General features: G+C 61.0%; 12 protein-coding genes. 1 reads left to right on the top strand and 11 read right to left on the bottom strand.

The features are described from left to right. Positions 1 to 12: 12 nt before the first annotated feature. Complete coding sequence (locus tag QRN61_RS08310) at positions 13 to 873, top strand: MurR/RpiR family transcriptional regulator (RefSeq protein WP_169842436.1); 861 nt, start codon at positions 13 to 15, stop codon at positions 871 to 873. A gap of 137 nt (positions 874 to 1,010) precedes the next feature. Here the strand turns inward: QRN61_RS08310 and QRN61_RS08305 are convergent, their stop codons facing one another. The 11 genes from QRN61_RS08305 to edd form a co-directional block, all read right to left on the bottom strand. Beyond that, on the bottom strand, positions 1,011 to 1,865 hold the full coding sequence (locus QRN61_RS08305; protein WP_007969321.1) for a D-hexose-6-phosphate mutarotase: 855 nt from the start codon (positions 1,863 to 1,865) through the stop codon (positions 1,011 to 1,013). 112 nt (positions 1,866 to 1,977) lie between these two features. Next, complete coding sequence (locus QRN61_RS08300; RefSeq protein ID WP_096795066.1) at positions 1,978 to 3,327, bottom strand: carbohydrate porin; 1,350 nt, start codon at positions 3,325 to 3,327, stop codon at positions 1,978 to 1,980. A gap of 194 nt (positions 3,328 to 3,521) precedes the next feature. After that, positions 3,522 to 4,682: an ABC transporter ATP-binding protein gene (locus QRN61_RS08295; RefSeq protein WP_097085915.1), complete on the bottom strand. Its 1,161-nt coding sequence runs from the start codon at positions 4,680 to 4,682 to the stop codon at positions 3,522 to 3,524. Between the two features lie 2 nt (positions 4,683 to 4,684). Then, positions 4,685 to 5,530: a carbohydrate ABC transporter permease gene (locus tag QRN61_RS08290; RefSeq protein WP_007969317.1), complete on the bottom strand. Its 846-nt coding sequence runs from the start codon at positions 5,528 to 5,530 to the stop codon at positions 4,685 to 4,687. Then, positions 5,523 to 6,431 (bottom strand): carbohydrate ABC transporter permease, encoded by a 909-nt coding sequence (locus QRN61_RS08285; RefSeq protein ID WP_007917874.1) that lies wholly within the window; start codon positions 6,429 to 6,431, stop codon positions 5,523 to 5,525. Before QRN61_RS08285 ends, QRN61_RS08290 begins: the two co-directional genes overlap by 8 nt. 231 nt (positions 6,432 to 6,662) lie before the next feature. Continuing rightward, entirely contained in the window at positions 6,663 to 7,964 is a 1,302-nt protein-coding gene (locus QRN61_RS08280) for an ABC transporter substrate-binding protein (RefSeq protein WP_027612563.1), read from the bottom strand. Between the two features lie 118 nt (positions 7,965 to 8,082). Next, positions 8,083 to 9,342: a D-mannose isomerase gene (locus tag QRN61_RS08275; RefSeq protein ID WP_285373551.1), complete on the bottom strand. Its 1,260-nt coding sequence runs from the start codon at positions 9,340 to 9,342 to the stop codon at positions 8,083 to 8,085. A gap of 225 nt (positions 9,343 to 9,567) precedes the next feature. Beyond that, positions 9,568 to 11,037, bottom strand: coding sequence for an ATP-binding protein (locus QRN61_RS08270; RefSeq protein WP_027612561.1), 1,470 nt, complete (start codon positions 11,035 to 11,037; stop codon positions 9,568 to 9,570). Beyond that, positions 11,027 to 11,758, bottom strand: a complete 732-nt coding sequence (locus QRN61_RS08265) for a response regulator (protein WP_007917879.1) — start codon at positions 11,756 to 11,758, stop codon at positions 11,027 to 11,029. Before QRN61_RS08265 ends, QRN61_RS08270 begins: the two co-directional genes overlap by 11 nt. A gap of 177 nt (positions 11,759 to 11,935) precedes the next feature. Next, on the bottom strand, positions 11,936 to 12,886 hold the full coding sequence (locus QRN61_RS08260; RefSeq protein ID WP_285373550.1) for a glucokinase: 951 nt from the start codon (positions 12,884 to 12,886) through the stop codon (positions 11,936 to 11,938). Beyond that, entirely contained in the window at positions 12,883 to 14,709 is a 1,827-nt protein-coding gene (gene edd / locus QRN61_RS08255; RefSeq protein WP_285373549.1) for a phosphogluconate dehydratase, read from the bottom strand. The genes QRN61_RS08260 and edd overlap by 4 nt, the downstream gene beginning before the upstream one ends. Positions 14,710 to 14,749 lie beyond the last annotated feature (40 nt).

Here is a 14,749-nt window from a genome sequence, read left to right as displayed (position 1 = left end):
CATATGGACCGCGTGCGAAATTTACTGGAACAGATCCAGAGTCGCCTTGAAGAGCTGAACAAGGCCGAACGCAAAGTCGCCGAGGTGATCCTGCTCAACCCGCAGCAGGCCACCCGCTTCAGCATCGCCGCCCTCGCCCAGGCCGCATCGGTGAGCGAGCCGACGGTCAACCGTTTCTGCCGTTCGTTCGGTGTCAGCGGCTACCCTGAACTCAAGCTGCAACTGGCGCAAAGCCTGGCCAGTGGCGCGGCGTATGTCAGCCGCGCGGTGGAGGCCGATGACAATCCCGAGGCGTACACGCAGAAGATTTTCGGCAGCGCCATCGCCTCGCTTGACAGCGCTTGTCAGGCGCTCGATCCGAACCTGATCAGCCGCGCCGTCGACCTGTTGATTCAGGCCCGGCAGATCCACTTCTTCGGCCTCGGTGCCTCAGCGCCTGTGGCTTTGGATGCGCAGCACAAATTTTTCCGTTTCAACCTCGCCGTCACCGCGCATGCCGATGTGCTGATGCAGCGAATGATTGCTTCGGTGGCGCATACCGGTGAACTGTTCGTGATCATTTCCTACACCGGCCGCACCCGCGAACTGGTGGAAGTGGCGCGCATCGCCCGGGAGAACGGCGCTTCGGTGCTGGGCCTGACCGCCGAGAATTCACCGCTGGCCAAAGCCAGTACCCTGAGCCTGAACATTCCGCTGCCGGAAGACACCGACATCTATATGCCGATGACCTCGCGGATCATTCAGTTGACGGTGCTGGATGTGCTGGCGACCGGCATGACGCTGCGTCGCGGGGTGGACTTCCAGCCGCATCTGCGCAAGATCAAAGAGAGCTTGAATGCCAGCCGGTATCCGGTGGGTGATGAGTTCAACTGATCCAGAATTTAGGCTGATTGATCCGGCCTCTTCGCGAGCAAGCCCGCTCCCACAGGTGATCGGGTTCCTTCAATTGGAATGCCATCTACTGTGGGAGCGGGCTTGCTCGCGAAGGCGCCAGTCGACTCACCGCAAATCTAGGCCGCCGCCCACGCCTGCAAACTCAAATGCGCCTTCTCCCCCGGCGCCAGATGCAGGCTGTCGGTACCGCCCGCCGCCGCTTCGACACAAACGAACTCCGTCACTTCATCCCAGCTCACGCCCAACAGGGGGCGCGAGCCAGGATGCCAGACCACGGTATCGCCGCTATCACCGGTATCGATGCACAACTCGCGCTGCCAGGCGTGATCCTTGAGCTGTAATTCGCCGTCGTGCTGGAACACCCGCTGACAGCCGCCATCGACGCGCAACTCGCCTTCCTGCTGACAGGACTGGCGGCTCAGTTGGTCATAACCCTGCGCACCTTCAAGCCCAGACAGCGCTATCTCACCGACATCACCAATACGCCAGTAAGCGTGCAAAGCCTGGCTCAATTGGCACGGCATGTCGTCCTGATGCTCGGTGCTCAGGCGTAATTCCATTCGTTCACCGAGGTGCGCATGCAGGTCAACCTGCCAGTCGCACAACTGCAATTGCCAGTGCAGTCGCACGCCATCCTCGGCGCTGCTGCTGTCGAGCAATTTCCAGTCGAGCAGTCGTGCCCAGCCATGGGATGGCCAGGCATTTTCGCTCGGATGGCGGCCATACCACGGCCAGCACACCGGCACGCCACCACGAATGGCGCCAACGTGGGGCCACTTCGCCGCACACCACAACCACGGTTTCTGCCCGCGTGGCTGAAAGTGCAACAACTGCGCACCCTGCCGACTGAACACCGCCTGACACAGCGGATGATCGATCACCAGCACATCGCGCATCTGATAGCGCTCCCAGGCAAACACCGGTCGCTCGCGCAGGGATTTGAAGAAGCGTTGCAGCGGATGCTCATGCATTGGCCACGGTTCCGAATTCGACTGTCATGGGTTGCGCCACCCTCAAAAAAAAGCGGACAGCCTTGGCTGTCCGCAAATATGCGCACATAGAGAGGAGCTTATCGCAACAACGTCAGAACGTAGACTGAATTTTCAGGCCAGCGACCAATGCGTTGTCCACTTCATCCACACCACCCGGGTGAGTGATGTATTGCAGGTTAGGGCGTACGGTCAGCCAGTTGGTGACGTGGAAGCCGTAGTTGATCTCGTAGTTGTATTCGGTTTCACGAATTGGCGAGAACACCGGATTGTCGTAGTCCGAAACACCGTTGGACGCATTCAGGAACTCGGCGTTTTTCTTCACGTCATCGTTGACATGAATACGGGCCGCACCGATACCGACGTCATCTTTAGGACGCGCGTCGAACGGGCCTTTGTAGACAAACATCACCGACTGGTAGTTGTCGATGAAGTTGGTGTCCTTGTCGTGGAAGGTCGCGTTGGCGGCGATGTTCAGACCGCGAGTAGCATCACCGTTGTGGCTGGTGAGTTGCTGCTGCGCGACGAACCAGTAGCCGTGTTTGCTGCTGTGGGTCTTGTACGCGTCGCCAGTGGTTGCAGCGTCGAAGCCGTTGACGTCTTCACGGACGTCATTGGCGTCAGCCGTGCTCTTGTAGTAACCGACGCGGTATTCGCCCGGCAGGCTGTTGACCTTCGGCGACCAGACCAGTTCGACTGGCAGAACAGTCCCTTTGGTGCCGCTGCCGCTGAGCTTGAAGCCGTTGCCGTGTTCCAGCTGCGACGGGTTCTGGTTGTACGCACCGATCTGCGCGTAGAGCTCGTCGTTGATGTTGTATTTCACACGGATCGCGGCCTGGCTGACGGGCCAGTTGTACCAGATGTTGGTCGCCCAGTTACCCACTTGGGAGCCGCAGAACGCCAGGTTCTGGAAGTCGCACGGGAAGGTGTTGAAGTCTTCGCCTTCACCGAAGTAACCGGCCTTGACGTCCAGCTTGTTGTCGAAGAACTGGTGCTGAATCCACAACTGGGTCAGACGCACCATGTGGCCACGACCGTAGACTTCCTGCGAAGACGACAGAGTGCCGGCACGCGGATCGCCAACGCGGTCGTTGGAGATGTTTTGCCCGTTACGGTTGGTCAGCTGGATCTTGGCCTGAGTGTTGTCCCAGCCCCAGAGTTTTTGCAGGTCCAGCGCCACGCCCAGACCGAACTGATCGCTGTAGCGACCGGTCTTGTCGTCGTTGTAGCCGCCATGCAGGTTGGCGCCCATTTCCCCAACGTAGTCAGCCTTGATGTCGATACCTTGCTCGATCAGCTTGGTCCGCTCGCCACCCCAGTCACCGGTCATCCATTTCGAGTCGGAGCTGAAGGCATCCGCCGCCATGGCGTTACCGGCCAGCACCAATGCCGCCGCAGCTGACACTTGGCAGATCAACCGGGCATTGACGTGTTTCTTTTTCATCCCTACATCCTCGTCTTTATTGTTATTAACTGTTTTTTTCCAACGCGGTTTACATAAATTGCGATGCTCGACAGGCCGAACACCACTTTTCCCCTGTGGGAGCGGGCTTGCTCGCGAAGGCGTCATGTCAGTCGCCATGTGTGCTGCCTGACACTCCTTTTTCGCGAGCAAGCCCGCTCCCACATTTTTGATCTTCAGCGCCCCTTGAACTGGGCGACGTTGGCGCCGTGCGCTTCGGTCTTCGGTTGGCCGGCAGTGCCCAGACGCTCGCCAGTCTTGGCATCGAACAACAACACTTTCGACGGATCGAATTGCAGGGTCAGGGTCTCGCCCACCTGCGGTGCCACGTCCGGTGCTAGACGACAGCAGACCTTGGTTTCATTGAGGTTGACGAACACCAGCGTGTCCGGACCGGTCGGCTCGGTGACCTGCACTTCGGCCTTGATGCTCGGCAGGCCATTGCCCTCGCCGTTCGCCAGAACAATCTGTTCCGGGCGCAGGCCGAGGATCACTTCGCGATCTTCCAGCCCTGCATCCTGCATGCTCATCGGCAACTCGCAACGCGCCTGGCCGCTGTCAAGCAGTGCCAGCAGACGACCGTCCTTGCGTTGCAGACGCAGCGGAATGAAGTTCATCGGCGGCGAACCGATGAAGCTCGCGACGAACAGGTTGGCCGGATCGTTGTAGATCTCTTTCGGCGTGCCGAACTGCTGAATGATCCCGTCCTTCATCACCGCCACTTTGTCGCCCAGGGTCATCGCTTCGATCTGGTCGTGGGTCACGTAGACCGTGGTGGTTTTCAGGCGCTGGTGCATCAGTTTCATTTCGGTGCGCATCTCGACGCGCAGCTTGGCGTCGAGGTTGGACAGCGGTTCGTCGAACAGATAGATCTTCGGCCGACGCGCCAACGCACGGCCCATCGCCACGCGCTGTTGCTGACCACCGGAGAGCTGGCCCGGCTTGCGGTTGAGCAAGTGTTCGATCTGCAGCAGCTTGGCCACGCGCGCGACTTCTTCGTCGATCGCCGACTGGCTCATCTTGCGAATTTTCAGACCGAACTCGATGTTCTCGCGCACGCTCATGGTCGGGTACAGCGCGTAGGACTGGAACACCATGGCGATGTCACGATCCTTCGGGCTCATGCCGCTGACATCCTGATCGCCGATCATGATCGCGCCACCGGTGATGGTCTCGAGGCCGGCGATGCAATTCATCAGGGTCGATTTGCCGCAGCCCGACGGGCCGACCAGGATCAGGAACTCACCGTCCTTGATCGACAGTTCGATGTTCTTCAGGGTGTCCGGCAGGCCGGCACCGTAGGTCTTGTTGACGTTGCGAAGTTCGAGCGTTGCCATGATTACCCCTTGACTGCGCCGGCCGTCAGCCCGCGCACGAAATACTTGCCTGCGACCACATAGACCAGCAGGGTCGGCAGGCCGGCGATCATCGCCGCTGCCATATCCACGTTGTATTCCTTGGCCCCGGTGCTGGTGTTGACCAGGTTGTTCAGCGCCACCGTGATCGGTTGCGAATCACCGCTGGAGAACACCACACCGAACAGGAAGTCGTTCCAGATCTGGGTGAACTGCCAGATCAGGCAAACCATGATGATCGGGGTCGACATCGGCAGAATGATCTGCCGGAAGATCGTGAAGAAACCCGCGCCATCCAGCCGTGCAGCCTTGATCAGCGCATCGGGAATGCTCACGTAGTAGTTACGGAAAAACAGCGTGGTAAACGCCAGACCGTAGACCACGTGGACGAAGACCAGGCCGGTGGTGGTGCTCGCCAGGCCCATCTTGCCGAGGGTGAACGAGGCCGGCAGCAGCACGGTCTGGAACGGCAGGAAGCAGCCGAACAGCAGCAGACCGAAGAACAGCTGCGAACCGCGGAAGCGCCAGAACGACAGCACGTAGCCGTTCAACGCGCCGATGGCGGTGGAGATGACCACGGCCGGCACGGTGATCTTGATCGAGTTCCAGAAGTAACCGTCAACCGTGGCCCAGGCCTTGACCCAGCCGATGCCGCTGACCACGGTCGGCCAACTGAGCAGGTTGCCGGTGCTGATGTCTTCCGGGGTCTTGAAGCTGGTCAGCAGCATCACCACCAGCGGAATCAGGTACAGCAGGACCGCGAGGATCAGCACCGCGTAGATCGCGACGCGACTCAGGCTGAAAGCGGGTTTGGCAGCGAGACTAGTCATTACGCTTGGTCCTCAGCTCGGAGTACAGGTAAGGCACGATGATCGCGAGAATCGCACCGAGCATCAGAATCGCACTGGCCGAGCCCATGCCCATCTGGCCGCGACTGAAGGTGAAGGAGTACATGAACATCGCCGGCAGGTCGGAGGAATAACCCGGGCCACCCGCCGTCATCGCCGCGACCAGGTCGAAGCTCTTGATCGCGATGTGGGCGAGGATCATCACCGCACTGAAGAACACCGGACGCAGGCTTGGCAGTACGACTTTCCAGTAGATGGTCGGCATGCTCGCGCCATCGATCTGCGCGGCACGGATGATCGACTGATCAACCCCGCGCAGGCCGGCGAGGAACATCGCCATGATGAAGCCCGAGGCTTGCCACACAGCGGCGATCACCAGGCAGTAGACCACGCGATCCGGGTCGATCAGCCAGTCCAGACGGAAGCCTTCCCAGCCCCAGTCACGCAACAATTTGTCCAGGCCCATGCCCGGGTTGAGCAGCCATTTCCACGCGGTACCGGTGACGATCATCGAGAGCGCCATCGGGTACAGGTAAATGGTGCGGATAAAGCCTTCGCGACGGATGCGCTGGTCGAGGAACACTGCCAGCAGCACACCGATCACCAGGGTGATGCCGATGAACATGCCACCGAACACCGCGAGGTTCTTGCTCGCCACCCACCAGCGATCGTTGTCGAACAACCGCGCGTATTGCGCCAGGCCGGCCCACTTGTAGTTGGGCAGGAACGTCGAGGTGGTGAACGACAGCACGAACGTCCACAGGATGTAGCCATAGAAGCCCACCAGCACAATGAACATGCTCGGCGCCAGCACCAGTTTCGGTAGCCAGCGCTGCAGTGCATCGAACGGCGAGGCCTTGCTGAACACAGCAACAGAACTCATGGGGAAATCCAGTACAGGGAATAAAAACTACAGTGAGATCCCTTGTGGGAGCGAGCTCTGTGGCGAGGGGATTTATCCCCGATCGGCTGCGAAGCAGTCGCAAAAGCTTTGCACGCGGTCTTTCTGTTACTCCACCGCTGCAACTTTCTGGGGCCGCTGCGCGACCCATCGGGGATAAATCCCCTCACCACAAAGCCCGCTCCCACAAAGAGGGGCCTGCGCTACCGACGGTTACTTGGCCGACTGAACCGCCGCACCCAGTTTCTTGGCCGCATCGGCCGGGTCGGCTTTCGGGTCGTTGATGTAGTTGGTCACGACATCAAAGAACGCGCCCTGCACCGCCAGCGTGGTCGCCATGTTGTGCGCCATGCTCGGCTGCAGACCACCGGACTTGGCGTCTGCCAGGAAGTCCTTGGCAGCGGTCTGCGCGCAGGAGTCGAAACCGAGTTTGTCCATGTTGTTCAACATGTCGTTACGTACCGGGATCGAGCCTTTGTTGATGCTGAAGACTTTCTGGAAGTTTTCACCCAGCACGACTTTGGCGATGTCCTGCTGACCGGCCGCAGTGCCTTTGTCTTTCTGCTTGAACACCGCCAGGGAGTCGATGTTGTAGGTGAACGCCTTGTCGGTGCCAGGGAACGCTACGCACTCGTAGTCCTTGCCGGCGACTTTCTTGGCGGCGGTCCATTCGGACTTGGCCCAGTCACCCATGATCTGCATGCCAGCCTTGCCATTGATGACCTTGGCCGCTTCCAGGTTCCAGTCCTGACCCTTGCCGTCCTGGTCCATGTAGGTCGCGACTTTCTTCAGCTCGGTCAGCGCCTTGACCATTTCCGGACCGGTCAGCGCTTTGTTGTCCAGGTCGACCAGGGCTTTCTTGTAACCATCAACGCCCATGACCGAGAGCACCACGGCTTCGAACACGGTGCTGTCCTGCCAAGGCTGACCGCCGTGGGCCAGCGGGATGAAGCCCGCAGCCTTGAGCTTGTCGCCGGCGGCGTAGAATTCTTCGAGGGTGGTCGGGTTCTTGGTGATGCCGGCCTTTTTGAAGACTTCCGGGTTGATCCACAGCCAGTTCACCCGGTGAATGTTCACCGGTACGGCCACGTAATCACCGTCGTACTTCACGGTATCGGAGACTTTCTTGTCGAGCAGGCTGTCCCACTTCTCTTCTTTGGCCACGTCCTTCAGGACGTCGGTGTCGAGCAGACCGGTGGAAGCCCACTCCTGGATGTCCGGGCCCTTGATCTGGGCGACACCTGGTGGGTTGCCGGCAACGGCGCGGCTTTTCAGCACGGTCATCGCCGTGGCACCGCCACCGCCGGCGACAGCGCCGTCTTTCCAGGTGAAACCGTCTTTTTCGACTTGCGCCTTGAGCACATCAACGGCGGCTTTTTCGCCACCGGACGTCCACCAGTGCACGACTTCGACCGAACCTTTGGATTCGGCAGCGGAAACACTGAGAGGCAGAATTGCGAGCGGGAACAGGGAGGCGACAGAAATGACAGTAGCGAGGCGAGAAATCGCATTCATCTGAGATGTACCTTTCTTGTTGTTATGCATGCAAGTCTGGTGCTTGCGCTGCACAGGAGTTTAAACAGGGCGATTCCCTTCGCAGGTAACGAAGGGACGCGCAAATGTCACCACATGGTTACACAGGAACAGCCCGGGATATTTGCGCCAGAGCTGTCGCCATACTCGGTGACAAGGGTAGACGAGGGATCAATACCGCCTGCCAGGCATGATACAGATCGGGTTTGCCCGGCCAGATGTCAGCGCTCGGACGGTTTTGCGGATCGAGTTCGTGATGCCAGCTGCCGTCGCAGCGATCGATGAAATACATCTCGCAGAATTCCCAGAACAGCCGGTACCAGGTTTCGTATTGCGCATCACCGGTGCGTTTGAGCAAGGCGCTGGCCGCCGCGCTGGCTTCAGCATGGGTCCAGTGCAAGCGATGACGCACCACGGCTTTGTTGCCCCAGTCGAGGGTGTAAACGATCCCCGGCGCGCCATCGACGTCCCAGCCGTTGCGGCAGTTCTGTTCGAAGAGTTTTTGCGCATCGGTCGCCAGCCAGCCCGGCGTGAGCATCCCGGCCTGAACCCGCGCCGCTTCGAGGTGCAACAGCAGCCGCGCCCACTCGAAACCGTGGCCCGGGGTGGTGCCGTAAGGGCGGAAGCCGTCAGCGGGATTGTCGTGGTTGTACTCGCGCAGCGGTTGCCAGTCGCGGTCGAAATGCTCGATGACCATGTAGCCGTTGGCGGCGGCGTGACCGTGGATCACCCGCTCGACGATGCGCTGCGCACGTACCAGCCAGCGCGGATCTTCAGTGACATCGGCCAGCGCGAGGAACGCTTCGGTGGCGTGCATGTTGCTGTTGGCGCCGCGATAGGCCTCTTCTTCGCGCCAGTCGCGATTGAAGAATTCGCGCATGGCGCCCTCTTCTTCGCTCCAGAAATACGTGTCGATGATGTCGATCGCATCATCCAGCAGCGCCTGGGCGCCGGGACGCTGCGCGACCACTGCCGAGCTGGCCGCGAGCGCGACAAAGGCATGCAGATAGGCGTTCTTGCCGGTGTTGCCATCGCGGTGTTCGGCGACCGCAAACCAGCCGCCATGCAGCGCATCCCGCAACGGCCCCCGCAGCGCCGCAATGCCGTGATCGACCAGCTCCGCGAACCCCGGCAGACCCTGAATGTGAGCCATGGCGAAACTGTGGGTCATGCGTGCAGTGTTCATGGTTTCGGCTTGCGCGTGCGCCGGCAGATGGCCGCGTTCGTCGAGATTGCCGAAACCCTCGGGCAGTCTGGAAGCCTTGGCGAATGCAAGCAGGCGCAGACCTTCGTCGGCGAGCCATTGCTGGTGGGCAGGGGCATTCAGCCAACTGCTGAAGTCTGGGTGAAAGGTGTCCATGAGTGGCCCTTTTTTGTTGTTATGACTGCGGGCAGTCTAAACAACGGGCCGGGGTGGGCTTGTAACGAAGGGGGCGGGTTTTGTCACCAGCTCGTGACATTTATGTTGGATGGACCGACGCCTTCGCGAGCAGGCTCGCTCCCACATTCGACTGCGTTCCTTCAGTTGAAACGCAATCAACTTGTGGGAGCGAGCCTGCTCGCGAAGAACGATAACTCGGTCTGACTAATCAACACTGCGCGGCAACTGCAACGTCACCCGCAACCCGCCCTCACGCAAATTCTGCAACGTCACCTCACCGCCATGGCTGTGGGCAATGTTGCGCGCAATGCCCAAGCCGAGACCATAACCCTGCTGCTGCCCGGCCAAGCGAAAGTGCGGCTCGAACACCTGCTCCAACCGCTGCTCCGGTACGCCCGGGCCTTCGTCGTCGACGTGCAGGACAAACGCGCGCTCATCGTCATCGATGTGCAGGTGCGCGTTCTGCCCGTACTTCAACGCGTTGTCGATCAGGTTGCCGATGCAGCGCTTCAACGCCAGAGGCTTGCCCGGATACGCCGCCAGCGCCTTGCCCTGCTGGGTCACGCGGCCATTGCCGTTGGGCGCCAGATACGGCTCCACCAGGCAGTCGAGCACATGATTGAGATCCACCGGCTCGATGTTCTCGTGGATGTCGGTGTCTTTCACGCACTGCAGCGCGCCTTTGACCAGCAACTCCAGTTCATCCAGATCGCGACCGAACTTGGCTTGCAGTTTCTCGTCTTCCAGCAGTTCGACACGCAAGCGCAGACGGGTGATCGGCGTGCGCAGGTCATGGGAAATCGCGCTGAACAACTGGCTGCGTTCGGTCAGGTAACGGCTGATGCGTTCGCGCATGGTGTTGAACGCACGGCCCACTTCCACCACTTCACTGCCGCCGCCCTCGGCAACCGGCTCGACATCGGCACCCAGCGACAGATCCCGCGCCGCCCGCGCCAGACGCTTGAGCGGCCGGCTCTGCCAGTGCACCAGCAGGCCGATGAACAGCAGCAAAAAGCCGCTGGTGAGGACGATGAACCACACCTGCTGTGCCGGCAGGCCTTGCTCTTCGAGACTGGTGTAGGGCTCGGGCAGCAACGAGGCGATGTACAGCCATTCGCCTGGGGCCATCTGAATCTGCGTGACCAGCACCGGCGGATTCACCGGTTCCAGCGTCAGCGCGTAATGCGCCCACGAGCGCGGCAGCTCATCAAGCTTCAGCCCGGCATTGAAGATCCGCAGATCCTCGGGGCTGACGAAGGTCACCGAGATATCAGTGTCATGGCCCAGCGACTGGCGCAGCACTTCATCCACCGCTTGAATCACCGCGGCCTTTCGCGGAGTGATCGGCAGCACGTCCATACCCAGCGGTTTGTCGTTGAGCGTCACCACGAAACGGGTGCCGCCCATGCTGCGCAACTGGTCGAGCACCAGCGGCCGGTAAGCCACCGGCAGCGAACGGAAATAGCTGACGCTGGCGGTCATCGAATGGGCAAGGCTGCGGGCGCTGGTGACCAGGCCTTCAAGCTGGGTGGCACGCAGTTGCGAGACCCAGATCACGCTCGACAACGTCTGCGCAAACAACACCGCCAACAAGGTCAGCAGCAGCATCCGCCCGAGCAGCGAACGCGGCACCGGCACTTTGCTGGCGAGCCGGCGCAGCGACTCAGTGAGCATTGCCGGCAACCACATTGGCTGCCAGTTGGTAGCCACTGCCGCGCACGGTGCGGATCAGTCGTGGCGGTTTTTCCGTGTCGCGCAGACGCTGGCGCAAGCGGCTGACGGCCATGTCGACAATCCGGTCGAGCGGCATCAGGTCACGGCCACGGGTGGCGTTGCCGATGGTGTCGCGGTCGAGAATTTCCTGCGGATGATCGAGAAACAGCTTCAGCAGCGCGAAGTCGGCACCGGAGAGAATCACTTCTTCGCCGTCGGTATGGAACAGTCGATGACTGACCATGTCCAGCCGCCACTCGTCGAAGGCCAGTACGTCGCTGCCGCTGCGCTCTTGACCGAACTGCGCACGTCGCAACAGCGCCTTGATTCGGGCTTGCAGTTCACGAGGGCTGAAGGGTTTGCCGAGGTAGTCATCAGCGCCGAGCTCCAGCCCGATCACGCGGTCGGCTTCGTCGGAACTGGCGGTGAGCATGATGATCGGCACCTGCGCCTGACGCGGATGCTGACGCACCCAGCGGCACAGGCTGAAACCGTCTTCGTCGGGCAGCATCACATCGAGGATCACCAGATCGCTGGGCGCCTCGTTGAGGGCCTGGCGGAAACTGGCGCCATCGGCCGTGGCCCGCACCTGAAACCCGGCGCGGGTCAGGTAGGTTTCCAGCAACTCGCGTATTTCCTGGTCGTCATCGACCAACAATATCGACTTGTTGACTGAGCTCACTTCGAAGGCATCCTTGTTGTTGGAATTGGGGCGGATTATGCCTGATGAACCTTGGAAATTTGTTGCCTGTTCTGGCCTCATCGCTGGCAAGCCAGCTCCCACAAGGTCTTGTACACATCCTGAGATTGTCTTCAATCCTGTGGGAGCTGGCTTGCCAGCGATGAAAGCGACTCGGTCTCAAGCCTGTTCGAGTGCCACACCAGCGCCGACAAGCCCGGAATACGGCGCCGTCACCAGCCACACCGGAATGCCATTGAAGTAATCGCTCATGCAGCCCTTGTCGGCAAAGCTGCGGGCGAAGCCGCTTTCGACGAAGAAATCGGCAAAGCGCGGAATCACCCCGCCAACGATGTACACGCCGCCACGCCCACCGGTGGTCAGCACGTTGTTGCCGGCCACGCGGCCGAGCCAGCAGCAGAACTGCTCCAGCACTTCCAGCGCGATCGGATCGCCAGCCAGACCGGCCGCGGTGATCGCTTCCGGCGTATCAAGCTTTGGTTCATGTCCGTCCACCGCACAGATCGCCCGGTACACACGAGGCAAGCCGCCGCCGCTCAACGCAGTCTCGGCGCTGACGTGGCCAATCTCGTTGTGGATGTGCTGCCAGAGCTGGGTTTCACGCGGGCTGCTCAGCGGCAGATCAACGTGACCGCCCTCCCCCGGCAACGCGGCAAACCGGCCTTCGCCGAGATCGAGCAAGGTGCCGACGCCCAGGCCAGTGCCCGGGCCGATCACCACCGCCGGGCGCAACGGCTCCGGCGTGCCTTCGCAGACCACACGGAATTCGCCGGGCTGCAAACGGGTCATGCCCAGCGCCATCGCCGAGAAGTCGTTGATCAGCAGCAGTTGCTCGACCTGCAAGGTCTGGCAGAACGCCGCGCGGCTCAGGCGCCAGTGGTTGTTGGTGAACTTGAATTCATCACCACTCACCGGCCCTGCTACCGACAGGCACACCGAACCGATCGAACCCGGCGCCAGACCGAGGCCGCTCAGGTACAGGCTGATCGCCTCTTCCGGGCTGGCGTGGTCGGCTGTCGCCAGCACCTGAACCGATTGCAGTTGCTGGTTTTTCCACAACGCGAACCGCGCGTTGGTGCCTCCGATATCACCGACCAAAGCCAGTTTCAATTAAGCGTCTCCAGGGCAGAAGTGAAGGCGCTGGCGCCCTGCTCCGCCGAGCTGAAGGCCAAACGCATGAAGCCAAACAGTTCGCGACCGCTGCCGATGTTGTTGCCCAACAGGCCTTTGGCAGGTTCACGCGCTGCAAATTCGTCGGCGTCGACCTTGAGTTCCAAAGTGCCTTTGACGCCATCGACGCGGATGATATCGCCCTCTTGCACCCGCGCCAAAGCACCACCGACATAAGCTTCAGGACTTACGTGAATCGCCGCCGGGATTTTCCCCGACGCGCCGGACATGCGCCCGTCGGTGACCAGCGCGACTTTGAAGCCGCGATCCTGCAGCACGCCGAGGAACGGCGTCATCTTGTGCAGCTCGGGCATGCCATTGGAGCGCGGGCCCTGGAAGCGCATCACCGCGACAAAATCTTTCTCCAGCAAACCGGCCTTGAACGCGTCGGCCAAGTCCTGCTGATCCTGGAACACCATGGCCGGTGCTTCGACGATCTGGTTTTCCAATGCCACCGCAGAAACCTTCATCACACCGCGACCGAGGTTGCCTTCCATCACCCGCAGACCTCCCTCCGGCGAGAATGCACGGGCGACCGGGCGCAGGATGTTTTCGTCGAGGCTTTCTATCGGGCCTTCGCGCCACACCAGCTCACCGTTATCGAGGAACGGCTCTTTGGTGTAACGGCTCAGGCCATGGCCGAGCACGGTGTTGACGTCTTCGTGCAGCAGGCCGGCTTCGAGCAGTTCGCGGATCAGGAACGACATACCGCCAGCAGCCTGGAAGTGGTTGATGTCGGCTTTACCGTTCGGGTAGACGTGGCTCAGGGTCGGCACGACTTCGGAGAGGTCGGCCATGTCCTGCCAGGTCAATTGAATGCCCGCAGCCATGGCGATGGCCGGCATGTGCAGGGTGTGGTTGGTCGAGCCGCCGGTGGCGTGCAGCGCGACGATCGAGTTGACCAGCGCCTTCTCGTCGACGATTTCGCCGATCGGCATGAAGTTGCCGTTCTGCTTGGTCAGGCGCGTCACCTGATGCGCGGCTTCGCGGGTCAGGGCATCACGCAGCGGGGTGTTCGGGTTGACGAACGACGCGCCCGGCAAGTGCAGGCCCATGACTTCCATCAGCAATTGGTTGGTGTTGGCGGTGCCGTAGAAGGTGCAGGTACCCGGGCTGTGGTAGGACTTCATCTCCGATTCCAGCAGCTCTTCGCGGGTCGCCTTGCCTTCGGCGTACTTCTGCCGCACGTCGGCTTTTTCCTTGTTGGAAATCCCCGAGACCATCGGCCCGCCCGGGACGAAGATCGTCGGCAGATGGCCGAAGCGCAGCGAACCCATCATCAGCCCCGGCACGATCTTGTCGCAGATGCCGAGCATCAGCGCGCCGTCGAACATGTTGTGCGACAGCGCCACCGCCGTGGACATGGCGATCACTTCGCGGCTCGGCAGGCTCAACTCCATGCCTGGCTCGCCCTGGGTCACGCCATCGCACATCGCCGGCGTACCACCGGCGAACTGGCCAACCGAGCCGATTTCGCGCAAGGCGTTTTTGATCTGCTGGGGAAAGACTTCGTACGGCTGGTGCGCCGAGAGCATGTCGTTATACGAAGAAACAATGGCGATGTTCGCCGAGTTCATCATCCGCAAGCTGTGCTTGTCTTCGCTGCCGCACCCGGCCACGCCGTGGGCGAAGTTGGCGCATTGCAGCTTGCCGCGCATCGGCCCGTCGGTGGCGGCGCCGCGAATCAGTGCAAGGTAAGCCTGACGCGTGGCGCGGCTGCGGGCGATAAGCCGTTCGGTGACCTCAAGAACGCGGGGATGCATGTGTAGAACTCCAGGCTAACGGATGTGGCGACCTGATTGT

This window comes from Pseudomonas sp. lyk4-TYG-107 (genome assembly GCF_030209055.1).
Lineage (GTDB): Bacteria > Pseudomonadota > Gammaproteobacteria > Pseudomonadales > Pseudomonadaceae > Aquipseudomonas > Aquipseudomonas putida_A.
Note: the sequence above shows the minus strand (reverse complement) of the source record. Positions and strands in the feature narration are given on the sequence as shown.

Bases quoted from the DNA above. Each gene is read 5' to 3' on its own strand.
- QRN61_RS08305 (WP_007969321.1), bottom strand. From the start codon at position 1,865: ATGCATGAGCATCCGCTGCAACGCTTCTTCAAATCCCTGCGCGAGCGA.
- QRN61_RS08300 (WP_096795066.1), bottom strand. From the start codon at position 3,327: ATGAAAAAGAAACACGTCAATGCCCGGTTGATCTGCCAAGTGTCAGCT.
- QRN61_RS08295 (WP_097085915.1), bottom strand. From the start codon at position 4,682: ATGGCAACGCTCGAACTTCGCAACGTCAACAAGACCTACGGTGCCGGC.
- QRN61_RS08290 (WP_007969317.1), bottom strand. From the start codon at position 5,530: ATGACTAGTCTCGCTGCCAAACCCGCTTTCAGCCTGAGTCGCGTCGCG.
- QRN61_RS08285 (WP_007917874.1), bottom strand. From the start codon at position 6,431: ATGAGTTCTGTTGCTGTGTTCAGCAAGGCCTCGCCGTTCGATGCACTG.
- QRN61_RS08280 (WP_027612563.1), bottom strand. From the start codon at position 7,964: ATGAATGCGATTTCTCGCCTCGCTACTGTCATTTCTGTCGCCTCCCTG.
- QRN61_RS08275 (WP_285373551.1), bottom strand. From the start codon at position 9,342: ATGGACACCTTTCACCCAGACTTCAGCAGTTGGCTGAATGCCCCTGCC.
- QRN61_RS08270 (WP_027612561.1), bottom strand. From the start codon at position 11,037: ATGCTCACTGAGTCGCTGCGCCGGCTCGCCAGCAAAGTGCCGGTGCCG.
- edd (WP_285373549.1), bottom strand. From the start codon at position 14,709: ATGCATCCCCGCGTTCTTGAGGTCACCGAACGGCTTATCGCCCGCAGC.